Source organism: Burkholderia sp. BCC1977, from assembly GCF_905339595.1.
Taxonomy (GTDB): domain Bacteria; phylum Pseudomonadota; class Gammaproteobacteria; order Burkholderiales; family Burkholderiaceae; genus Burkholderia.
Window position 1 is genome coordinate 231,877 of the sequence record NZ_CAJPGQ010000002.1, and the last position, 20,670, is coordinate 252,546.

At 67.4% G+C, this 20,670-nt stretch carries 20 protein-coding genes; 9 read left to right on the top strand and 11 right to left on the bottom strand.

Going from position 1 to position 20,670, the window contains the following annotated elements; genetic code table 11:
- Nucleotides 1-96 precede the first annotated feature (96 nt).
- The 3 genes from U5771_RS03010 to U5771_RS03020 all read left to right on the top strand — a co-directional run bounded on the left by U5771_RS03010 (nucleotide 97) and on the right by U5771_RS03020 (nucleotide 3,142).
- Nucleotides 97-480, top strand: coding sequence for a tautomerase family protein (locus U5771_RS03010; RefSeq protein ID WP_322022589.1), 384 nt, complete (start codon nucleotides 97-99; stop codon nucleotides 478-480).
- A 126-nt stretch (nucleotides 481-606) separates the two neighbouring features.
- Nucleotides 607-2,250, top strand: coding sequence for a CHAD domain-containing protein (locus U5771_RS03015; protein WP_322022590.1), 1,644 nt, complete (start codon nucleotides 607-609; stop codon nucleotides 2,248-2,250).
- 46 nt (nucleotides 2,251-2,296) lie between these two features.
- Nucleotides 2,297-3,142: a TOBE domain-containing protein gene (locus tag U5771_RS03020; RefSeq protein WP_322022591.1), complete on the top strand. Its 846-nt coding sequence runs from the start codon at nucleotides 2,297-2,299 to the stop codon at nucleotides 3,140-3,142.
- A gap of 174 nt (nucleotides 3,143-3,316) precedes the next feature.
- On the opposite strand, the gene U5771_RS03025 is transcribed toward U5771_RS03020, so the two are convergent.
- The 4 genes from U5771_RS03025 to U5771_RS03040 all read right to left on the bottom strand — a co-directional run bounded on the left by U5771_RS03025 (nucleotide 3,317) and on the right by U5771_RS03040 (nucleotide 6,445).
- Complete coding sequence (locus tag U5771_RS03025) at nucleotides 3,317-4,018, bottom strand: sulfate/molybdate ABC transporter ATP-binding protein (RefSeq protein ID WP_322022592.1); 702 nt, start codon at nucleotides 4,016-4,018, stop codon at nucleotides 3,317-3,319.
- A gap of 106 nt (nucleotides 4,019-4,124) precedes the next feature.
- Entirely contained in the window at nucleotides 4,125-4,802 is a 678-nt protein-coding gene (modB, locus tag U5771_RS03030) for a molybdate ABC transporter permease subunit (RefSeq protein ID WP_322022707.1), read from the bottom strand.
- 10 nt (nucleotides 4,803-4,812) lie between these two features.
- Nucleotides 4,813-5,610: a molybdate ABC transporter substrate-binding protein gene (modA, locus tag U5771_RS03035; RefSeq protein WP_322022593.1), complete on the bottom strand. Its 798-nt coding sequence runs from the start codon at nucleotides 5,608-5,610 to the stop codon at nucleotides 4,813-4,815.
- A gap of 136 nt (nucleotides 5,611-5,746) precedes the next feature.
- Nucleotides 5,747-6,445: a phosphatase PAP2 family protein gene (locus tag U5771_RS03040; RefSeq protein ID WP_322022594.1), complete on the bottom strand. Its 699-nt coding sequence runs from the start codon at nucleotides 6,443-6,445 to the stop codon at nucleotides 5,747-5,749.
- A gap of 248 nt (nucleotides 6,446-6,693) precedes the next feature.
- Here U5771_RS03040 and U5771_RS03045 point away from each other — a divergent pair, with 248 nt between their 5' ends.
- Together U5771_RS03045 and U5771_RS03050 are read left to right on the top strand one after the other, a co-directional pair.
- Nucleotides 6,694-7,803: a PHB depolymerase family esterase gene (locus tag U5771_RS03045; protein WP_322022595.1), complete on the top strand. Its 1,110-nt coding sequence runs from the start codon at nucleotides 6,694-6,696 to the stop codon at nucleotides 7,801-7,803.
- An 81-nt stretch (nucleotides 7,804-7,884) separates the two neighbouring features.
- A complete protein-coding gene (locus tag U5771_RS03050; RefSeq protein WP_322022596.1) occupies nucleotides 7,885-8,061 on the top strand; it encodes a DUF3563 family protein in 177 nt (58 codons plus the stop codon).
- Between the two features lie 108 nt (nucleotides 8,062-8,169).
- Here U5771_RS03050 and U5771_RS03055 read toward each other — a convergent pair whose 3' ends face one another.
- From U5771_RS03055 to U5771_RS03075, 5 genes are all read right to left on the bottom strand, one after another.
- A complete protein-coding gene (locus U5771_RS03055) occupies nucleotides 8,170-8,589 on the bottom strand; it encodes an organic hydroperoxide resistance protein (protein ID WP_031399791.1) in 420 nt (139 codons plus the stop codon).
- Between the two features lie 156 nt (nucleotides 8,590-8,745).
- Nucleotides 8,746-9,198: a MarR family transcriptional regulator gene (locus U5771_RS03060; protein ID WP_322022597.1), complete on the bottom strand. Its 453-nt coding sequence runs from the start codon at nucleotides 9,196-9,198 to the stop codon at nucleotides 8,746-8,748.
- Between the two features lie 157 nt (nucleotides 9,199-9,355).
- Nucleotides 9,356-10,165: a BPSS1780 family membrane protein gene (locus U5771_RS03065; RefSeq protein ID WP_322022598.1), complete on the bottom strand. Its 810-nt coding sequence runs from the start codon at nucleotides 10,163-10,165 to the stop codon at nucleotides 9,356-9,358.
- Nucleotides 10,156-11,154, bottom strand: a complete 999-nt coding sequence (locus U5771_RS03070) for a homoserine kinase (protein WP_322022599.1) — start codon at nucleotides 11,152-11,154, stop codon at nucleotides 10,156-10,158. The genes U5771_RS03065 and U5771_RS03070 overlap by 10 nt, the downstream gene beginning before the upstream one ends.
- 107 nt (nucleotides 11,155-11,261) lie before the next feature.
- A complete protein-coding gene (locus tag U5771_RS03075; RefSeq protein WP_322022600.1) occupies nucleotides 11,262-11,669 on the bottom strand; it encodes a hypothetical protein in 408 nt (135 codons plus the stop codon).
- Nucleotides 11,670-11,809: 140 nt separating this feature from the next.
- On the opposite strand from U5771_RS03075, the gene U5771_RS03080 reads away from it, so the two are divergent.
- Complete coding sequence (locus U5771_RS03080) at nucleotides 11,810-13,336, top strand: AMP nucleosidase (protein ID WP_322022601.1); 1,527 nt, start codon at nucleotides 11,810-11,812, stop codon at nucleotides 13,334-13,336.
- A gap of 260 nt (nucleotides 13,337-13,596) precedes the next feature.
- Here the strand turns inward: U5771_RS03080 and U5771_RS03085 are convergent, their stop codons facing one another.
- Together U5771_RS03085 and U5771_RS03090 are read right to left on the bottom strand one after the other, a co-directional pair.
- On the bottom strand, nucleotides 13,597-13,875 hold the full coding sequence (locus U5771_RS03085; RefSeq protein WP_322022602.1) for a hypothetical protein: 279 nt from the start codon (nucleotides 13,873-13,875) through the stop codon (nucleotides 13,597-13,599).
- A 392-nt stretch (nucleotides 13,876-14,267) separates the two neighbouring features.
- The gene (locus U5771_RS03090; protein WP_044845264.1) at nucleotides 14,268-15,026 is read right to left on the bottom strand and encodes a TIGR00730 family Rossman fold protein; all 759 of its coding nucleotides are present in this window, start codon (nucleotides 15,024-15,026) and stop codon (nucleotides 14,268-14,270) included.
- Nucleotide 15,027: 1 nt separating this feature from the next.
- On the opposite strand from U5771_RS03090, the gene polA reads away from it, so the two are divergent.
- From polA to U5771_RS03105, 3 genes are all read left to right on the top strand, one after another.
- Complete coding sequence (gene polA / locus U5771_RS03095; RefSeq protein WP_322022603.1) at nucleotides 15,028-17,781, top strand: DNA polymerase I; 2,754 nt, start codon at nucleotides 15,028-15,030, stop codon at nucleotides 17,779-17,781.
- A 280-nt stretch (nucleotides 17,782-18,061) separates the two neighbouring features.
- On the top strand, nucleotides 18,062-19,396 hold the full coding sequence (locus U5771_RS03100; RefSeq protein ID WP_322022604.1) for an NAD(P)/FAD-dependent oxidoreductase: 1,335 nt from the start codon (nucleotides 18,062-18,064) through the stop codon (nucleotides 19,394-19,396).
- A gap of 367 nt (nucleotides 19,397-19,763) precedes the next feature.
- Complete coding sequence (locus U5771_RS03105) at nucleotides 19,764-20,639, top strand: dienelactone hydrolase family protein (RefSeq protein WP_322022605.1); 876 nt, start codon at nucleotides 19,764-19,766, stop codon at nucleotides 20,637-20,639.
- Nucleotides 20,640-20,670: the final 31 nt, after the last annotated feature.

Genomic DNA, 20,670 nt, shown 5'->3' on the forward strand with positions numbered 1-20,670 from the left:
GAATGAAATATTGATTGATGACTGTTCATTATAGTTCTGCGCGCCTAACCTGACATTGCGTTTCCGATTCTCAACGTCACCGAAAGGAGCAGGACCATGCCATTCACCCGTATCGCAGTGCGCGAAGGCAAACCGGCCGCCTACCGTGCGGCGCTCGTCGACGGCGTGCACCGCGCGCTGATGCACACGTTCAACGTGCCCGAGGACGACATCTTCATGGTCGTGACCGAGCATTCGGCCGAGAACTTCTTCTTCGGCCGCCACTACCTCGACATCGAACGCAGCGACGATCTCGTGATGGTCCAGATCACGGCGAACAACACGCGCACGCTCGAGCAGAAGCAGGCGCTGTACCGGACCATCGCCGAGAACCTCGCGGGGCAGCCCGGCGTGCGGCCGCAGGACGTATTCATCAGCCTCGTCGAAGTGCTGAAGGAGGACTGGTCGTTCGGCAACGGCCTCGCGCAATACGTCGTTTGACACGCAACAGGGCGACAGGGCCAGATCGTCGCCCGCGCGTTTTTGCGGCGTGTACTATGGAAGCTGCTTCACGGGCGACGCCGGCACGGAGGATGCGCCGGCGATTCTTCATGTGTGGGAGCCTCCATGTCGCGTGTGCTGGAAATCGTGTTGTGCCTGTCGCTGGAAGGTTGGCCGGTCAAGACGGGAAGCCGGACCCGTGGTGAGCAGCGCGATTTCGGCGCCGAACTCGTCCGTGCGTGGCGGATCTGTCCGCAGGTGCGGATGCGACGCGGCCAGGAGCGCGTGACGATCGAGCCGTGCCAGGTCGAGGAGGCCGAGCCGAACCCCGGCGAGTCCTGGTGGACGTGGATCGAGTCGAACGCGCAGGGGCGGCGTGTCGTCGCGTCGCGCACGAAGGCATTCGCGCCCGGCGTCGTGGCGCGCGAACTGTTCGATGCCGAACATGCCGGCATCGCCGTGGCCACGCCCGCGTCGGCGCCGATCGCCGATGCGGACTCGGCGCAGGCCACGGGCGAGGGCGAGGGCGAGGGCGGCCGCGTGACGGCCGACGCCGTTGACGAAGCGGCGGTCGCCGCTTCGTCCGGGCCGGCGCCGCTGCGGCTCGTCAGCGAGCGGCGGCGCGGGCGATGGGCGGACGACAGCGGCGTGGTGGTCGAGATGACGCTCGACGACGTCACGCTGCACGGCGGCGCCGAGCCGCCGCGCCGTCATGTCGAGTTGCGCCTCACGGCGCCCGACTGGGAAACCGTCGCCGCACGCACGGCCGCGCTGCACGCGCTGTTCGCCGCCGCGCGCGAGCTCAGCGGCGCATGGCCGGCGTTCGTGCAGCTGACCAGCGTGATCGATCGCGCGTGCGCGGGCGAGCCCGCCGTCGCCGGGCCGGTCAAGGCGCAACTCGTCGACCTGACCGGCATCCGCACGCAGCGGGCCGCGCTGTTCGCGCTATCCGGCGATATCGCCGCGCAATGGCTCGGCAACGAGGGCGGCGTGCTCGATCGCGACGATCCCGAGTTCGTGCACCAGATGCGCGTCGCGCTGCGCCGGCTGCGCACGCTGATGCGCTTCTTTCCGCGCTTCGCGGACGATCCATGGCAGAGCACGTTCGGCGTCGACTTGCGCTGGCTCGCCGCGCTGCTCGGCACGGTGCGCGACTGGGACGTGTTCTCGACCGAAAGCCTGCCCGCGCTGATCGCGGCCGACGGCGGCAGCGCCGACTGGGACGGCACGCTCGACGCCGCGCGCGTCCAGGCCATGGCGGCGCGGGTCGAACTGCGCCACGCGCTGCATTCGGCGCGCTATGCGCGCCTGACGCTCGGCTGGCTCGAATGGCTGAGCGCGCTCGCGCTGCCGCCGGCCGACGGCGACGACGACACGCCGTCGCTGCGGCGCCACGCGACCAAGCGCGTGCGGCGGCTGTTCGGTCACCTGTATGCATCGCCGTCGCTCACGTCGCTCGATACAGCCGCGCGGCACCAGGTGCGGATCGACGCGAAGCGGCTGCGCTACGCGCTCGAATTCTTCGCGTCGCTGGCCTCGCGCCGCACGCGCACCGAAACGGTCAAGACGCTCGCGCGCGTGCAGAGCGTGCTCGGCGAGGCGAACGACACGATGGTCGCGCTGCATCATCTCGAGCAACTGGCGGCACCCGCGTACCAGCTCGGTTTCGTGCGCGGCTACGGTGCCGCGCTCGAGCAACGCGCGGCGAGCGACGCCGAGGCGCTGCTCGCGAGCCTGCGTCCGCCGAAGCTCGACGGCAAGCCGCGTTGAGCGGCGCGCTCACTATAATGGCCACCCGTTTTCTTCAGACTGACCGATGAGCGACGCGCCGCCTCCTTCCTCTTCCGCCGAGCCGCTCGAACTGGGCGGCGAACTATGGCTGCGCGCGGGCCAGCAGACGCTCGGCGGCGCCACCCGCATCGCGCTGCTCGCGGCGATCGGCGACACCGGGTCGATCACGCGAGCGGCCAAGGCCGTCGGCCTCAGCTACAAGGCCGCGTGGGATGCGATCGATACGATGAACAACCTGGCCGGCGAGCCGCTCGTGACGCGCTCGACGGGCGGCAAGGGCGGCGGCGGCACGACGCTGACGCCGCGCGCGACGTCGCTGATCGCGGCGTTCCGCACGATCGAGCGCGAGCATCGCCGCTTCATCGACGCCGCGAGCGCGGCGGTGTCCGGCTTCGACGTCGACTGGGCACTGATCGGCCGGATCGGGATGAAGACGAGCGCGCGCAACCAGTTGTTCGGCAAGGTCGAGTCGATCGTGCGCGGCACGGTGAACGACGAGGTGACGCTCGTGCTGCCCGGCGGTCAGGTGATCGTCGCGGTGCTGACGCACGAAAGCGCCGACGCGCTCGGCCTGCAGCCCGGCTCGGCTGCGTGCGCGCTCGTGAAGGCGTCGTGGGTCGTGCTGGCGGTCGACGATGACGGCGGCGCCGAAGCGGCATTGAAGGTCTCCGCACGCAACCAGTTGCACGGGACGGTCGACACCGTCGCGACGGGCGCGGTGAACAGCGAGGTGACGCTGGCGCTCGACGGCGGCGGGACGCTCACGGCCGTGGTCACGAACGACAGTGTCGGTGCGTTGCAACTCGACGCCGGCCGGCGTGCGATCGCGCTGTTCAAGGCATCGAGCGTGATTCTCGCGGTGACGGGCTGAGCGCGCGCGGCGGCGGCATGCGCCGTTTCCGGCGACGATCGTGGGCGGACGAGGCGAAGCCGGCGCCGCCCAACATGCACGCGGCGCCGGCTTCGATCCCGTTTTCAGCTTGTGCCGCCATTGCGGCTTCTCTCAGGCTCCAACGTGGCCGCGTGGGCCACCGCCTTCGCGCGATCACGTGACGCGCGTCGGCCACTCGGCGTGCGGCGTTGCGGCCTGCACGCGTCCTTCGCTCAATTGCACGACCTGGTCGCCGAACGCGGCGACGTCGTCGGGGTCGTGCGAGATGAGCACCATCGGGATATCGAGCCGCGCCTGCAGTTCGGCGAGTTCGTGGCGCATGCGCTGGCGCATCGCGCCGTCGAGCGCCGCGAACGGCTCGTCGAGCAGCAGGATATGCGGCTGCGCGACCAGCGCGCGGGCAAGCGCGACGCGCTGCTTCTGTCCGCCCGACAACTGCGACGGGAACTGTCCGGCGAGCGTGTCGAGTTCGAACGCCTGCAGCCAGTACGCGACTTCGGGCGGCACCGACTTCGCACGCGGGTTGCGCAGGCCGGGCGTGAGCCCGAACGCGATGTTCTGGCGCACGTTCAGGTGCGGAAACAGCGCATAGTCCTGGAACAGGTACGCGACGCGGCGCGCACGGGTCGGCACGTCGATGCCGCGCGCGGCATCGAACAGGGTTTCGCCGTTCAGCGTGATCGTGCCTTCGTCGGGCGACAGCAAGCCGGCGATCGCCTGCAGCGTCATGCTCTTGCCGGCGCCGGACGGCCCGAACAGCACGACGCGCTGCGTGTTCGCCGTGAACGACACGTCCAGCGTGAAGCGACGTTCGGCGTTCGCGTAGGTCTTGCGGATATCGACGGCGACGCTCATGCGGGCCTCCGTCGTGCCGCGCCGCGCGTGCGGGAAACCGCCCGCGCGACCGGAAGGCGTTGTGCCGCGACCGGTGCGGCGCGGCGGTACGGATGCGACCGGCGCGTCATGTCAGCTGGCTCCGCCCGGCGCGCGACGGCACGAGCCAGCCGGTCGCGAGCAGCACGAGCACGCAGGTGATCGACGTCACCAGCACGAGGAAGTTGGCCGTGTTGTCGTCGCCGGCCTGCACCGCCGCGTAGATCGCGACCGACAGCGTCTGGGTGCGGCCGGGCAGGTTGCCGGCGATCATCAGCGTCGCGCCGAATTCGCCGAGCGCGCGCGCGAAGGCGAGCAGCGCGCCGGCCAGGATTCCGCGCGTGGCGAGCGGCAGCGTCACGCGGAAGAACACCGCGGCTTCGCCGAGCCCGAGCGTGCGCGCGGCGCGCTCGAGATGCGGATCGACGCTTTCGAACGCGGTGCGCGCCGATTTCAGGATCAGCGGGAACGCGACGACCATCGATGCGATCACCGCGCCCTGCCACGTGAAGACGAGTTCGATGCCGAGCCTGTCGAGCCACGCGCCGAACACGCCGCGCCGGCCGAGCAGCACGAGCAGGTAATAGCCGAGCACCGTCGGCGGCAGCACGAGCGGCAGCGTCAGCAGCGAATCGACCACGTCGCGCAGCGGCGAGCGCCAGCGCGCGAGCACGAAGGCGGCGGCGACGCCGAGCACGATGTCGAGCGCGGTCGCCCAGCCGGCGACCTTCAGCGACAACAGCAGCGGTACCCAGGCGTCCTGCATCATGCTGCGCTCACTTGCCCGCGGGCTTGAAGCCGAAGGTCGCCAGCACGGCCTGGCCCTGCGGCGACGCGACGAAGTCGATGAACGACTGCGCCTGCGCGGCATGGCGGCTGTCCTTGACCACCGCGATCGGATAGGTGATGGCCGTCTGCGTCGGCACGGTCAGCGCGACCTTCACGCGGCCCGGCATGATCGCCGCGTCGGTGCCGAACACGAAGCCCGCGTCGACTTCGCCGCGCGCGACGTAATCGAGGCTCTGGCGCACGTTGGCGGCCAGCACGCCCTTCGCGCTGACGGCGTCCCACACGCCTGCCGCGCGCAGCGCGCCTTCGGTGTAGCGGCCGACCGGCACCGACGCCGGGTCGCCGTACGCGATGCGCTTCACGCCGGGCGCCGTCAGGTCGTTCAGCGACGTCGGCGCGGCCGCGTGGCTGTCGGCCGGCACGATCAGCACGAGCGAGTTCGCCGCGAAATCGCGGCGCGTGCCGGGCACGATGACCTTTTCGCTGACCGCGCGATCCATCGCCTTCTGGTCCGCCGATGCGAACACGTCGGCCGGCGCGCCCTTGGCGATCTGCTGCATCAGCACGTCCGACGCGCCGAAGTTGAACAGCACCTTGGTGTCCGGATGCTGCTTCTGGTACGCATCGCCGACGGCCTTGAACGCGTTCGTCAGGCTCGCGGCCGCCGACACGACCAGCTCGTCGGCAGCGGAAGCCGGTGCGCTGAACGCGATGCCCGCGGCAAGCGTGGCGAGCGGCAGCAGGCGGAGCAGGGTGCGGCGAAGCGGGCGGACGGTCGAGCGCATGGTCAGGTTGTTTGAATGGTTGAAAACCGTAATCGTAATATAGGGCAGGTTATAACGCTCGACATACCGTTCATGCGACGGCGCGCATGAAATCGTCAGACTTGAAAGGTTGCGGGAATGACGTGCGCGCGACCCGTCACGCGTGCAGCAACGGCTGCGACGAATCGGTGCGGTGCAGCGACGCCGGCTGCGACGCCGGCCGGTAGTTCGGATTGGCTTTCCAGCGGGCGCGGACGAACGGCCGTTCGTGCCCCGACAGCTCCAGCGCGACCTTGGTGACCCAGCGGTGCGACGGCACCGTGATGCCGTGCAGCGCGACGGTGACGAGCGCGAGGCTCACGACGACCGCCGGCACCGACCAGCGGTGCGGCACCGCGTGCCACGAGCCGGCGATGAACGCCAGCGCGGCGATCGCGCCGACGATGCAGCCGGTGATCGATTCGGACGGCGAATGCGCGTCGAGCGCGACGCGCGACACGCCGACCGCGATGCCGGCCGCGAGCCCGAGCGCGATGCCGGCGATCCGCACCGGCGTGCGCGTGCGGATCAGCGCGAGGAAGATCGCGACGGGATAGACCGATGTCGACAGCATCGCGTGGCCGCTGAATCCCGTGAAGTCCCATGCGCGGATGCCGATGCCCCAGCCGAGGAACGCGATCTTCGTGAGCGCGACGACCCCGATCGCGGCCGCGAGCACGCCGAGCCACGCAGCCGCGCGCTGCCACGAGTAGCCGAGCGTGAGCCACACGGCGATCGTGATCGCGAGCGGCAAGGTCAGGCCGGCGCCACCGAACGCGGTGATCGTGATCCACAGATGAGAGGACGGGTCGAACATCGGGAGGGGAACGAGCAGAGGCGGGACGAATGCTTAAATCAACGCGCGAGCCGGAAAGAACGACTACAACGGATACAAGCGGCTAAACCCCAGTATAGCGCCGCGTATGCTCGAGGCCCGTTTTTTGCGCCGCGGGGAACTATCCGCGTGCAGGAGAAATCCCAGAAACAATGTTATGGTGCATTGCACAAAGTCGAACGATGCACCCTGTGTTGTATCCCCATTTTTCCTGACTGCGAGCCCGATCGATGACCAAAAGTCTGACGAAGGTATGGCTGGGCGGCATGAAACGTATGCTGTCTCCGGCCGCCAAACGTGCGGCGCGCGATGCCCAGCGGATCACCCGCGATACGCTCGAGGCCGCCGCGTCGCCCGCCGCAACCGATCTGTCCCCGCCGCGCGAGTCGCGCGTGCGGCCGCGCGCGGCTGCATGGGCGGCCGGCGAGTGGACGCGCGGCGAGCATCCGATGGCGCCCGCGCTCGGCCGCCTGGTCCAGCAGCTCGCCTACCGGCTGTACGTCCCGCCAGGCCGCCGGCGCGGCGCGATACCGCTCGTCGTGATGCTGCACGGCTGCCAGCAATCGGTCGACGAGTTCGCGCAGGGCACCCGGATGAACCTGCTGGCCGACAAGTACGGCTTCGCGGTGCTGTACCCGGAGCAGTCGCTGCGCGCGCATGCGCACGGCTGCTGGCACTGGTATGAAGACACCGACCGCGCGGGCCGCGGCGAGGCGGATTCGGTCGCGTCGCTCGTCGATGCGCTCGTGGACGAGCACGGCTTCGACGCATCGCGTGTCTACGTCGCCGGGCTGTCGGCCGGCGCAGGCCTGGCGACGCTGCTCGCGCTGCACCATCCGGACTGCTTCGCGGCGGTGGCGCTGCACTCGGGCCCCGCACTCGGCGAGGCGAATTCCGGGATCAGCGCGATGGACGTGATGCGGCGCGGCCTGCGGCAGAACCCGGCCGCGGTGGTCGACACGCTGGTCGACGCCAAGGCGTATCCGGGCATGCCCGCGCTGATCGTGCAGGGCGACGGCGACCACGTCGTCGCGCCGAAGAATGCGGACCAGCTGACGGTGCAGTTCATGCGCCTGAACGGGCTCGCGGACAGCCGCGGCGCACTGCGCGGCGGCGAGCGCGTGGAAACGCGCGAGGCAGGCGCGCAGATCACCGACGTGCGTCGCGACGGCGAGTCGATCGTGCGGCTCTGTCACGTGAAAGGGCTCGATCATGCATGGGCGGGCGGCGATGAAGCGGTACCGTTTCATGCGGCGGTCGGCCCCGATGCGAGCGCAATGATCTGGTCCTTTTTCGAAGGGAATCGTCGCACTGTGGCGACTGAACGACGCACTGTCTGATCGACGCTGGTCAAAGGCTAGGGTTTTCCCTATAATTCGGGAAAACCCTAGTCAAAGAACCTTTGGATTGCGAGATCGATCATGTACCTGCTGAGCCACCTCTTCCTGATGCTGACCAAGAACGCTGAAAAGGCCGCGAAAGAGCGCGCCGAAGCGTACCTGTCCGAAGCGACCGACATCTACGATCTCGAATTCCGTATGCGCAAGATCGATCGCGAAGCGGCGATGAACCGTCCGTTCTCGTTCGGCTCGCGTTAAGCAGCGCAGCGCGGTCCGGCGCGTCGGCCGGTCCGGCGAATCACGCAAAAGGGCGTGTGCGGCAAGCAGCCGCACACGCCCTTTTTGCATTCGGCGCCGCGCGTTGCGTCAGACGACCGTCAGGCGCACCGGCACGTTGTTGCGGGTCGCGTTCGAGTACGGGCACACGTGGTGCGCCTTGTCGACCAGCGCCTGTGCATCGGCCTTGTCGAGCCCCGGCAGCGACACGCGCAGTTCGATGTCGAGCCCGAAGCCGCCTGCGTCGTTCGGGCCGATGCCCACTTCCGCGGTGACTTGCGTGTCGGCCGGCAGCGCCTGCTTGTTCTGGCCGGCGACGAATTTCATCGCGCTCAGGAAACAGGCCGAATAACCCGCGGCAAACAGCTGCTCCGGGTTCGTGCCTTCGGCGCCCGTGCCGCCGAGCTCGCGCGGCGCGGCCAGCTTCACTTCCAGCTTGTTGTCGGCGGATACCGCACGGCCGTCGCGGCCGCCCGTGCTCGTGGCGCTGGTCTTGTACAGAATGTTCATGGTGCAGCTCCTGTCGGAAAAATGGGAGGAAGCGGTCCGGTCGGACGGGGTTGTCGCCGGCCACGGAGAAAATATAGAGTACAAATGATTTGTGTGCAAATGAAATTTTGAAGAAAAGGCCCGACCGTGTCGGGCCCGTTTGCGATCGCCGGTTCGTCAGCCTTCGTTGGCCGCCGACAGCGCGTTGCGCAACTGCTGGAGATCCGCGCGCAGCCTGACCAGGAACTCGGGCGTTTGCTGCATTGCGCAAAAGAGATCGGCGGGTACCGAGCGCGCCTTGTCCTTCAGCGCGCGGCCTTCCGCCGTCACGCGCACGTTAACGACGCGCTCGTCGGTCGCGCTGCGCACGCGTTCGACGTAGCCGAGCGCCTCGAGCCGCTTCAGCAGCGGCGTGACCGTGGCCGGATCGAGTTCGAGGCGGGTGGCGATGTCCTTTACCGCGATATCGTCGCGCTCCCACAGCACGAGCATCGCCAGATATTGGGGGTAGGTCAGCGACAGCTTGTCGAGCAGCGGCTTGTACGCCTTCGTCATCGCATGCGAAGTCGAGTAGAGCGCGAAGCACAGTTGCTCGTCGAGCGTCTGGGGCAGCGGGGGCAGGCGGTCCATGATTCGGGCGGCGCGGCGGACGCGCTAACGATTTGTACGCAAATTATTTTGCGCGCAAAAGATTCGGTTGAACAGGGGGCCTGGCACCGGGGGAGCGGGTGCCAGGCTGGCCGGGCAGGGGCTGGACGGCCGGCGGCGTGCGCTGGCCGAGTCGGCGTCAGCGGCCGGACGTGGGCGTCGCGGCGTCCGGTTCCTGCACGCCGAAGCAGCCGCGGTAGGTCGCGTAGAACGAGCAGTACATCATCGTGACGATGATGATCGTCACCGGCATCATGATCGTCAGCACATAGGCGCCGGCGCCGAGCGCCTGCAGCAGCAGCGACAGGCCGAACGACGCGCCGAGCGCGACGCCGAACCACAGCAGTCCGTACACGACGAATGCGCCGCGATTGCGCCAGCAACTGACGATGCTGAAGAACAGCGCCTTGGCGGGCGGAATGTCGTGCCACGCGGTGAGCACCGGCGCGAACCAGAACAGCATCGCGACCGGCGCGTAGAGCAGCGTCGCCAGCAGCAGCGCGCCGAGCGTGCCTTGCGCGGCGAGCGCTTCCGGTGTCGGACTCGCGTCGCTCGTGGCGCCGAGCATCATCTGGAGCAGCCCGCCGCCGTCCACGATGGACGACGTGGCGAACACCAGCACCATCAGCGCGACATAGATCACGCCGAGCACGAGCAGCCGCTGCGTCGTCGCGGAGCCGTACGAGCGGAAGCCGTCGATGAGGATCGTCGGCATCACCGGCTTGCCGGCCACCGTGTCGCGGCACGCGGCCATGAAGCCGACGGCGATGCCGGGGATGAACAGCAGCGGCAGCGCCGCGCCGATCACCGGCACCATCGACACCAGCGTGATCGCCAGCAGGTACGTGAAAAACAGCGTGATGAACGCGAGCGGGTTCCGGCGGAACAGCCAGATGCCTTGACGGAACCAGACATAGCCCGCTTTCGCGGGGACTTCGATCAGTTGCATGCGGTATGGGTCTCGGGAAGCGCGGGTGTGTGGGCGATACGCTCACGCAGGATGCGTTCGAAATGACCGGGATCGTGCGGCTTGAGCATCTCGGCCGCGCGCGGCAGGTAGAAGTCGTACAGGCGCGACACCCAGAAGCGGTACGCGCCCGCGCGCAGCATGTCGCTCCAGTGGCGGCGCTCCTCGGCCGTGAACGGCCGGACCGTCTGGTACGCGCGCAGCAGCGCATCCGCGCGCGCGACGTCGAGCACGCCCGTCGCGAGGTCGACGCACCAGTCGTTGACGGTCACCGCGACGTCGAACAGCCATTTGTCGCAGCCCGCGAAATAGAAATCGAAGAAGCCGCCGAGCCGGACCTCATGACCGGTGCCGGGCGCCGCGTGCGCGAACAGCACGTTGTCGCGGAACAGGTCGCAGTGGCACGGGCCGCTCGGCAGCGCCGCGTAGTCGTCGGACGCGAAGAACGCGGCCTGGTGCGCGAGTTCGTCCTCGAGCAGCGTGCGCTGCGCGTCGGAAATGAACGGGACGATCGCCGGCACGTTCTCCTGCCACCACGGCAGGCTGCGCAGGTTCGGCTGGTAGCGCGCATAGTCGCGCCCCGCGAGGTGCAGGCGCGCGAGCATCTGCCCGACCTCGATGCAGTGTTCGACCCCCGGCGCGAGTTCGGCGGCGCCGTCGAGCTTCGTGACGATCGCCGCCGGCTTGCCGTGCAGCGTGCCGAACAGCGCGCCGTCGTCGCGCGGGACCGGATCCGGCACCGGCACGCCGTGGCTCGCCAGATGGCGCATCAGGTCCAGGTAGAACGGCAGCTGTTCCGCCGTCAGCTTTTCGAAGATCGTCAGGACGTATTCGCCGCGCGTCGTCGTCAGGAAGAAGTTGCTGTTTTCGATGCCGGACGGAATGCCGCGGAACGCCAGCACGTCGCCCAGTTCGTAGTGGCGCATCCATTGCGCGAGATCGGAGTCGGAAACAGCGGTGAAAACGGCCATGCGAGATGCGTCTGGTCAGTTGTCGGAACGCGCGCGGCGTGCGGCGCGACAGGAGGTGAAGGAAGAGCCGGCGCGCCGCGTCGTGACCGACGCGGCGCGGCAGGAAATCAGTAGCGCAGGTTGACCGACGGCAGGCGCGTGATCGGGACGCCCGCGTCGTGCGGCTTCGGCGACGTGTCGAGCGTCGAGCTCATCTGGTAGCGCGTGCCGAAGTTCGACTTCACGTCGATCTCGACCGGCTTGCCGCGATCGCGATACTCGGTGACCTCGGTGCCGTTCTTGCTCTTTTCATGGAAGCTCGGCGTGCGGCGGATGTCGGCGAAGTCGACTTTCGACGTGACTTCGGCGCCCGGCCGGTTGATCTTGCGGAGATCGGGCAGGCCGGCGGCTTCGTTGGCCTCGGCCCGGGCCTGCGCGTCGGCGGCGGGCGTGCCGCCGGCGGCGTAAGCGGCGCCGGCAGCGGCAAACGTGCCGGCAAACACGGCGGCAGCGGCGACGAGAAAGAGCGGCTTCATGATGAGTCTCCAGTGAACCTTCCGATTTTAGCAAATACTGCGCGTCACCCGGCCCTCGCGTGCAAGCGGCATGCAAGCGGGCGGCCATGAGCGTGACCGGGTTCCGTGGTAATGTCGTTCGATCAGACGAGGTGATGAAAATGAAGAACGATTTGAGCCGCCGGCACCGGATGCTGACACCCGAAAGCCCGCCCGTCGAAGCATTCGACGATTCCGTCGCCGCCGTCGCACGGCTGTCGGCCATCTACGACACCAATACGGGCTTCCTGCGCGACGCCTTCGCGCGTTATCGCCGCCACGAACCGATCACCGAGCACGTGCGTGCGTGCTACCCGTTCGTGCGGATTCGTACCGACGTCAACACGCACGTCGATTCGCGCCGTTCGTACGGTTTCGTCGCGGGCCCCGGCGTGTTCGAGACGACCGTCACGCGTCCCGACCTGTTCGCGAACTACTATCGCGAGCAACTGCGCCTGCTGTCGAAGAACCACCATGTGAAGATCGAGATCGGCGTCTCGTCGCAGCCGATTCCGGTTCACTTCGCGTTTCCCGAAGGCATCCACCTCGAAGGCGAACTCGACCGCGACCGCCTGCTCGCGATGCGCGACATCTTCGACACGCCCGACCTGTCGTATCTCGACGACCGCATCGTCAACGGCACGTTCGAGCCGGCGCCCGGCGAGCCGCATCCGCTCGCGCTGTTCACCGCCGCGCGCGTCGACTTCTCGCTGCACCGGCTGCGTCACTACACGGCGACGTCGCCCACGCACTTCCAGAACTACGTGCTCTACACGAACTACCAGTTCTATATCGACGAATTCGTGAAGCTCGGCCGCACGCTGATGACGGAAAGCACCGATCCCGACGTGCGTGCGTACCGCAGCCAGTACAGCTCGTTCGTCGAGCCGGGCGATGTGATCACGTACAACGCGAACCTCGGCAGCGAGCCGGCCGAGGGCGCCGCGCCGCCGCGCCTGCCGCAGATGCCCGCGTATCACCTGAAGCGCGCGGACGGCAGCGGGATCACGATGGTCAACATCGGTGTCGGTCCGTCGAACGCGAAGACGATCACCGATCACATCGCGGTGCTGCGTCCGCACGCGTGGGTGATGCTCGGCCACTGCGCGGGCCTGCGCAACACGCAGCGCCTCGGCGACTACGTGCTCGCCCACGGTTACGTGCGCGAGGATCACGTGCTGGATGCGGACCTGCCGCTGTGGGTGCCGATCCCGGCGCTCGCCGAAGTGCAGCTCGCGCTCGAGCGCGGCGTGGCCGACGTCACCCGGCTCGAAGGCGCCGAACTGAAGCGCGTGATGCGCACGGGCACGGTCGCGAGCGTCGACAACCGCAACTGGGAGCTGCGCGATCACCGCGAGCCCGTGCAGCGGCTATCGCAGAGCCGCGCGATCGCGCTCGACATGGAAAGCGCGACGATCGCCGCGAACGGATTCCGTTTCCGCGTGCCGTACGGCACGCTGCTGTGCGTATCGGACAAGCCGCTGCACGGCGAGCTGAAACTGCCGGGCATGGCCGACACGTTCTATCGCGGGCAGGTCGATCAGCATCTGCAGATCGGCGTGAAGGCGATGGAGATCCTGCGCACGAACGGGCTCGACAAGCTGCATAGTCGCAAGCTGCGGAGCTTTGCGGAAGTGGCGTTTCAGTGATGTGAACGCCGGCCCCGGTGACGGTGCGTGTCGCGAGGTGCGGCGTACCGTCGACCGGGGCAGGTCAGCCTTGCCGACCGGCTCGGCGCGCATCCGGACCTGGTGCCGCTTTCATTGGCGGATGCCGCAGCGTGACGACGCGACGAGACTCGGGTTCCGGCGGCGGCTCGCCGGTCCGGAACGGGGCGTTCAGAAGCGGCAAGGCCGCCTGGCGTCGTAGCGCGCAGGCGGCCTTGCCGTCGATGTTCGAGCCGTGATGCTCAGCACTCGCCCTTCTTCGCGTGTCCCGGCGGGCAGTGATAACCGCCGCGGCCTTCGTGACCACGATGGTGCTCGTGGTCTTCCCACTCGCGACGCTCCCAGTAGCGACGGCCGTCCCAGTAGCGGTCGCCGTGCCAGCCGACGATCACCGCGGGCGCAGGCGCGACGATGACCGGCGCGGGCGTGCCGATGTTGACGTCGACGTTGACGGCGTGGGCGAGGCCGGACAGCGAAACACCGAGGCCGGCGAAGGCGAGGGCGATCAGCGAGCGTTTCATGTTGTTTTCCGTGATGTCGTTGTCTAAAGGCCGGCGCGACGCGATGGACGCGAGGGGGATCGGTCCACCGGGGGAACGCCACGCCGACGAGATGCAGTGTGCTGGTGCGGCGCGGAAAAGGCGAGCCGCATTTGTTACGGCGGATTGGGGCGAGACGGGCCGGCCGGATCGATGGCGGGCCGCATGATTTGACAATGACGTGCGCAGGCGGGGAACGGCGCAACCGCGCTGCGCGGCACAGGCTGCCCGGATTTGACATTCGGCGGCGCGGGGCCGTGCTACAGGATTAACGCGGCGTTACAAAATGACGCGCGGCAGGCGGCGGAATCGCCATGCCTGCCGCGCGAGAAGCGGGACGCCGGCCGTGCGAGCGGCCATCGACGCCGTTCGAATTACAGATAGAACATGCGGTCCTCTTCAGGCCGCGGCGGATGATCGTCGCCGTCCGCGCCTTCTTCCTCGCCGCTGTCCTCGTAGAACGCGAGCACGGCGTCGAGCACCTGGTCGGGATCGTCGATCACCTGCATCAGATCCATGTCTTCCGGATTGATGAGGCCGTTCGGGATCAACTGGTCGCGGAACCATTGCAGCAGCCCCTGCCAGAACGTGCTGCCGACGAGAATGATCGGCACGAGGCGCGACTTCTTCGTCTGGATCAGCGTGAGCACTTCGGACAGTTCGTCGAGCGTGCCGAAGCCGCCCGGCATCACGATCACCGCGTCGGAGTTCTTCACGAACGTGACCTTGCGCGTGAAGAAGTGGCGGAAGCGCAGCGAGATGTCCTGGTAGTGGTTGCCGGCCTGCTCATGCGGCAGCTCGATGTTCAGGCCGACCGACGGCGCCTTGCCGGCGTGCGCACCCTTGTTCGCGGCTTCCATGATGCCGGGGCCGCCGCCGGAGATCACGGCGAAGCCGGCGTCGGACAGCTTGCGTGCGATCTGCACCGCGAGCTTGTAGTGCGGCGTGTCGGGCTTGAGACGGGCAGAACCGTAGATGCTGACGGCCGGGCGGATCTCCGACAGGTACTCGGTCGCCTCGATAAACTCTGCCATAATCGTGAACATCTGCCACGATGCGCGCGCCTTCTTGGCCGTCGCGCGTTCTTGATCTGCGAGCGAACGCAGACTCGGAATCACTTTTCTCTTGTTCATAATGCCTGAAGAACGAAATCTGGAAGGTAAGACCCTGCTATTGGTTGACGGTTCGAGCTATCTGTATCGGGCTTACCATGCGATGCCTGATTTGCGTGGCCCTGGCGGGGAGCCGACCGGAGCGCTCTACGGAATCATCAACATGCTGCGCCGTATGCGCAAGGAAGTCAGTGCAGAGTATAGCGCTTGCGTGTTCGATGCAAAGGGCAAGACGTTCCGTGACGACCTTTATGCCGACTATAAGGCAAACCGCCCGTCGATGCCGCCCGATCTTGCCCTGCAGGTGGAGCCGATCCACGGCGCGGTGCGTGCGCTCGGCTGGCCGCTGCTGATGGTCGAGGGCGTCGAGGCCGACGACGTGATCGGCACGCTCGCGCGCGAAGCCGAGCGGCACGGGATGAACGTGATCGTGTCGACCGGCGACAAGGACCTCGCGCAGCTCGTCACCGGTCACGTCACGCTCGTCAATACGATGACCAACGAGACGCTCGATCGCGACGGCGTGATCGCGAAGTTCGGCGTGCCGCCCGAGCGGATCATCGACTACCTCGCGCTGGTCGGCGACACCGTCGACAACGTGCCGGGCGTCGAGAAGTGCGGGCCGAAGACGGCCGTGAAGTGGCTGTCGCAATACGACAGCCTCGACGGCGTGATCGAACACGCCGGCGAGATCAAGGGCGTGGTCGGCGACAACCTGCGCCGCGCGCTCGACTTCCTGCCGCTCGGCCGCAAGCTCGTGACCGTCGACACGGCCTGCGATCTCGCACCGCATCTCGAATCGATCGAAGCGTCGCTGAAGAGCGACGGCGAAGCACGCGAGCTGCTGCGCGACATCTTCGCGCGCTACGGCTTCAAGACGTGGCTGCGCGAAGTCGACAGCGCACCCGCCGAAGGCGGCGACGCCGATGCGCCGGAAGGCGAGCCGGCACAAGTGGTCGCGGCGGACATCGTCCGCGAATACGACACGATCCAGACCTGGGAACAGTTCGACGCATGGTTCGCGAAGATCGATGCGGCCGCGTTGACCGCGTTCGACACCGAAACCACGTCGCTCGATCCGATGACCGCGCGGCTCGTCGGCCTGTCGTTCTCGATCGAGCCGGGCAAGGCCGCGTATCTTCCGGTCGCGCACCGCGGCCCCGACCTGCCCGAGCAGTTGCCGATCGACGACGTGCTCGCGCGCCTGAAGCCGTGGCTCGAATCGGCCGATCGCAAGAAGGTGGGCCAGCACCTGAAGTACGACGCGCAGGTGCTCGCGAACTACGACATCGCGCTGAACGGCATCGAGCACGACACGCTGCTCGAATCGTACGTGCTCGAATCGCACCGCACGCACGACATGGACAGCCTCGCGCTGCGTCATCTGGGCGTCAAGACGATCAAGTATGAAGACGTGGCCGGCAAGGGCGCGAAGCAGATCGGCTTCGACGAAGTGGCGCTCGAGCAGGCTGCCGCGTACGCGGCCGAAGATGCGGACATCACGCTGCAGCTTCATCAGGCGCTGTATCCGCAGGTCGCGCGCGCAGCGGGCCTCGAGCGCGTGTATCGCGAGATCGAGATGCCGGTATCGCTCGTGCTGCGCAAGATGGAGCGCACCGGCGTGCTGATCGACGACGCACGCCTGCAGGCGCAAAGCAGCGAGATCGCGACGCGGCTCATCGAGCTCGAAGGGCAGGCGTACGAACTGGCGGGCGGCGAGTTCAATCTCGGCTCGCCGAAGCAGATCGGGCAGATCTTCTTCGAGAAGCTGCAGTTGCCGGTCGTGAAGAAAACGCCGAGCGGCGCACCGTCGACCGACGAAGAAGTGTTGCAGAAGCTGGCCGAGGATTTCCCGCTGCCGAAGCTGCTGCTCGAGCATCGCGGGCTGTCGAAGCTGAAGTCGACCTACACCGACAAGCTGCCGCGCATGGTGAATCCCGCAACGGGCCGCGTGCACACGAACTATGCGCAGGCGGTCGCGGTCACGGGCCGTCTCGCGTCGAACGATCCCAATCTTCAGAACATTCCGGTGCGCACGGCAGAAGGCCGGCGGATCCGTGAGGCGTTCATCGCATCGCCGGGGCACCGCATCGTGTCGGCCGATTATTCGCAGATCGAACTGCGGATCATGGCGCACATTTCCGGCGACGCGTCGCTGCTGCGCGCGTTCTCGCAGGGCGAGGACATCCACCGTGCAACCGCCGCCGAAGTGTTCGGCGTGACGCCGCTGGAGGTCAACTCCGACCAGCGCCGGATCGCGAAGGTGATCAACTTCGGGCTCATCTACGGGATGAGCGCGTTCGGCCTCGCGTCGAACCTCGGCATCACGCGCGATGCGGCGAAGCTGTATATCGACCGCTATTTCGCGCGCTACCCGGGCGTCGCGCAGTACATGGAAGACACGCGCGCGGTAGCGAAGGAGAAGGGCTACGTTGAAACCGTTTTCGGTCGCCGCCTGTGGCTGCCGGAGATCAACGGCGGCAACGGCCCGCGCCGTCAGGCTGCCGAACGCGCGGCCATCAATGCACCGATGCAGGGCACGGCGGCCGACCTGATCAAGCTGTCGATGATCGCGGTGGACGACTGGCTGACGCGCGACAGGCTCGCGTCGCGAATGATCATGCAGGTGCACGATGAACTGGTGCTCGAGGTGCCCGACGACGAACTGTCGCTCGTGCGCGAGAAGCTGCCGGAAATGATGTGCGGTGTGGCGAAGCTGAAGGTGCCGCTGGTCGCTGAAGTGGGCGCCGGCGCGAACTGGGAAGAGGCACACTGACGCACCCCCGTGCGATTCCCGTTTCCCGCGGCATATTGTTGCAGGGATGCTGAATATCGAGATGGTTTGCTTGTGGTCAACGCGCAAGCTCCCGGACAATGCAAGTCAGTCAGGCCATTGTCGCGGGGGCAGCGCGCCCCGCGTTCCGGTATCGGACGCATCGAAGTGTTTCGAACTGCACATCGATGATGGCCGAACCGGTTAATCCAACGGACGGCGCGAATGCATCGCGTCTGCATCGTCCGGCGGCAGCAGTTTCGAATCGCAAAGGGGGAATCGGATGCATCGGATCATCATCGTAGGCGGCGGCGCGGGCGGCCTGGAACTGGCGACGCGGCTCGGCGACCGTTACGGCGCTCGCGGCAATCGTCCCGCGCGTGCGCTTGTCACGCTCGTCGACCGCAATCCGACCCACATCTGGAAACCATTGCTGCACGAGGTCGCGGCCGGCAGCATGGACCCGTTCACGCAGGAACTCGAATACGCGGCGCAGGCGCGCTGGCATGGCTTCGAGTTTCAGCAGGGCGAACTGACCGCGCTCGACCGCACGGCGAAGCGCATCGCGCTGTCACCCGTCAACGACAGCGACGGCGCGGAACTGCTGCCGGCGCGCGACCTGGAATACGACACGCTCGTGATCGCGATCGGCAGCACGACGCACTTCTTCGGCGTGCAGGGCGCGGCCGAAAACGCGATCGCGCTCGATACGGTCGGCGAGGCCGAGCGCTTCCGCAAGCGCCTGATCGCTGCGTGCATGCGTGCCGAGCACCAGGCACCGGCGCAGCCCGCGCCGGGGGCGGCGGCCGAGCCGCGCATCCAGGTCGTGATCGTCGGCGGCGGCGCGACGGGCGTCGAGCTGTCCGCCGAGCTGCGCAACACCGCGCAGGTGCTGTCCGTCTATGGGCTGCACAAGCTCGATCCGCAGCACGACGTCGGCATCGTGCTGATCGAATCGGGGCCGCGGATTCTGCCTGCGCTGCAGGAGCGCGTATCGACGGCGACGGCCGAGCTGCTCGAGAAGCTCGGCGTGCGATTGATGCTTGCCGAGCGCGTGACCGAGGTCGCGCCGGGTTCCGTGCACACCGCGAGCGGCAAGACGGTGCGTGCGGATCTCACGGTCTGGGCGGCCGGCATCAAGGCGCCATCCGTGCTGTCGAATCTCGACGGCCTGCAGGTCAACAAGCTCGGCCAGCTCGACGTGCGCCGCACGCTGCAGACCTTCACCGACGACAACGTATTCGCGCTCGGCGATTGCGCGGCCTGCGTATGGCCCGGCAACGAGCGCAACGTGCCGCCCCGCGCGCAGGCGGCGCACCAGCAGGCGAGCTTCCTGCTGAAGGCGATCGGCTGCCGGCTCGACGGGCGTCCGCTGCCCGAGTTCACCTATCGCGATTTCGGTTCGCTCGTGTCGCTGGGTCACTTCAGCGCGGTCGGCAACCTGATGGGCGGGCTGATCGGCGGCAACATGCTGATCGAAGGGCTGTTCGCGCGCTTCATGTACATGTCGCTGTACCGGCTGCACATCGCGGCGCTGCACGGCTATCCGCGCATGATGCTCGATACGGTCGCGCACTGGCTGCGCCGCACGACGCTGCCGCGCGTCAAGCTGCACTGACCGCACGTTGGTGCACCGGACGGGCAGGGAACACGCATCGAGCGGGTTGCCTGCCCGTCGTCGTTTCGGGCGCCGGGTGATTGCGCTGGCGCGTGCCGGACCCGTGCGTCGCGCATGGCCGGCGGGGCCGGTCGACGCGTATCGGCACGTAGCGGCACGGCGATCGATGCCGCCGGATTACGCCGTCGTAATCGAGTCTTACACATCTGACAGTTGACGCGACAACGGATTGTTGGGCATCTTGTTCGGGTTTCCGCTTGCGGCGGGGTGCCAACCGCCGCGACATCCGCGCTGTCCGCCGGCGCGATGCCCCGTCAGGACGCGAATCCATGGCCGTGACGGCGGCGCCCAATCGAGGAGTGCATTCATGTTGAAACCCGAAGTCGACAGCCTGGTTCCCCACGTTCCGTTCTCGCGCCGCAAGTTCATCCAGGCCGCGCTGGGCGGCACCTTCGCGGCGGCCGTGCTGCCCGTGTCGGCGCAGACGATCACGACCGACAGTGCCGGGCTGGACGTCGGCACCATCGAGATCCGCTCGGGCGACGCGAGCATCCCCGCGTATCGCGCGCAACCGGCCGGCAAGACGAACCTGCCGATCGTCATCGTGATCCACGAGATCTTCGGCGTGCACGCCCATATCGCCGACGTCTGCCGTCGCTTCGCGAAGCTCGGCTATCTCGCGATCGCGCCCGACCTGTTCGCGCGCCAGGGGGATGCGTCGAAGTATCCGACGATGAAAGAGCTGTACGACCACATCATCAGCAAGGTGCCGGACCGTCAGGTCACCGAGGATCTCGATGCGACCGTCGCGTGGGCCGGCAAGAACGGCGGCGACCTGTCGCGTCTCGGCGTAACGGGGTTCTGCTGGGGCGGACGCCAGGCGTGGCTGTATGCGGAGCACAATCCGCACGTGCTGGCGGCCGTCGTGTGGTACGGGTTCGTCGACGGCGAGATCGACGAAATGACACCGTTCAATCCGGTCGATCATGCGTCGTTGCTGAAGGTGCCCGTGCTCGGGATGTACGGCGAGAAGGACACGAACATCACGCAGGCGTCGCTCGCGACCATGCGCAAGGCGATCCAGGCGAGCGATTCGAAGCTCGCGCGCCAATCGGAGATCGTCGTGTATCCGGATGCCGGTCACGCGTTCTTCGCCGATTATCGGCCGAGTTACGTGAAGGGCGATGCCGAGGACAGCTGGAAGCGCTCGATCGAGTGGTTCCACAAGTACGGCGTGATGTAAACAACAAGGCGGCGGCAGATGCCGCCGCCTT

Excerpts from the sequence above, each read along its gene's own strand:
- U5771_RS03010 (WP_322022589.1), top strand. The coding sequence starts at position 97 with ATGCCATTCACCCGTATCGCAGTGCGCGAAGGCAAACCGGCCGCCTAC.
- U5771_RS03015 (WP_322022590.1), top strand. The coding sequence starts at position 607 with ATGTCGCGTGTGCTGGAAATCGTGTTGTGCCTGTCGCTGGAAGGTTGG.
- U5771_RS03020 (WP_322022591.1), top strand. The coding sequence starts at position 2,297 with ATGAGCGACGCGCCGCCTCCTTCCTCTTCCGCCGAGCCGCTCGAACTG.
- U5771_RS03025 (WP_322022592.1), bottom strand. The coding sequence starts at position 4,018 with ATGAGCGTCGCCGTCGATATCCGCAAGACCTACGCGAACGCCGAACGT.
- modB (WP_322022707.1), bottom strand. The coding sequence starts at position 4,802 with ATGCAGGACGCCTGGGTACCGCTGCTGTTGTCGCTGAAGGTCGCCGGC.
- modA (WP_322022593.1), bottom strand. The coding sequence starts at position 5,610 with ATGCGCTCGACCGTCCGCCCGCTTCGCCGCACCCTGCTCCGCCTGCTG.
- U5771_RS03040 (WP_322022594.1), bottom strand. The coding sequence starts at position 6,445 with ATGTTCGACCCGTCCTCTCATCTGTGGATCACGATCACCGCGTTCGGT.
- U5771_RS03045 (WP_322022595.1), top strand. The coding sequence starts at position 6,694 with ATGACCAAAAGTCTGACGAAGGTATGGCTGGGCGGCATGAAACGTATG.
- U5771_RS03050 (WP_322022596.1), top strand. The coding sequence starts at position 7,885 with ATGTACCTGCTGAGCCACCTCTTCCTGATGCTGACCAAGAACGCTGAA.
- U5771_RS03055 (WP_031399791.1), bottom strand. The coding sequence starts at position 8,589 with ATGAACATTCTGTACAAGACCAGCGCCACGAGCACGGGCGGCCGCGAC.
- U5771_RS03060 (WP_322022597.1), bottom strand. The coding sequence starts at position 9,198 with ATGGACCGCCTGCCCCCGCTGCCCCAGACGCTCGACGAGCAACTGTGC.
- U5771_RS03065 (WP_322022598.1), bottom strand. The coding sequence starts at position 10,165 with ATGCAACTGATCGAAGTCCCCGCGAAAGCGGGCTATGTCTGGTTCCGT.
- U5771_RS03070 (WP_322022599.1), bottom strand. The coding sequence starts at position 11,154 with ATGGCCGTTTTCACCGCTGTTTCCGACTCCGATCTCGCGCAATGGATG.
- U5771_RS03075 (WP_322022600.1), bottom strand. The coding sequence starts at position 11,669 with ATGAAGCCGCTCTTTCTCGTCGCCGCTGCCGCCGTGTTTGCCGGCACG.
- U5771_RS03080 (WP_322022601.1), top strand. The coding sequence starts at position 11,810 with ATGAAGAACGATTTGAGCCGCCGGCACCGGATGCTGACACCCGAAAGC.
- U5771_RS03085 (WP_322022602.1), bottom strand. The coding sequence starts at position 13,875 with ATGAAACGCTCGCTGATCGCCCTCGCCTTCGCCGGCCTCGGTGTTTCG.
- U5771_RS03090 (WP_044845264.1), bottom strand. The coding sequence starts at position 15,026 with ATGAACAAGAGAAAAGTGATTCCGAGTCTGCGTTCGCTCGCAGATCAA.
- polA (WP_322022603.1), top strand. The coding sequence starts at position 15,028 with ATGCCTGAAGAACGAAATCTGGAAGGTAAGACCCTGCTATTGGTTGAC.
- U5771_RS03100 (WP_322022604.1), top strand. The coding sequence starts at position 18,062 with ATGCATCGGATCATCATCGTAGGCGGCGGCGCGGGCGGCCTGGAACTG.
- U5771_RS03105 (WP_322022605.1), top strand. The coding sequence starts at position 19,764 with ATGTTGAAACCCGAAGTCGACAGCCTGGTTCCCCACGTTCCGTTCTCG.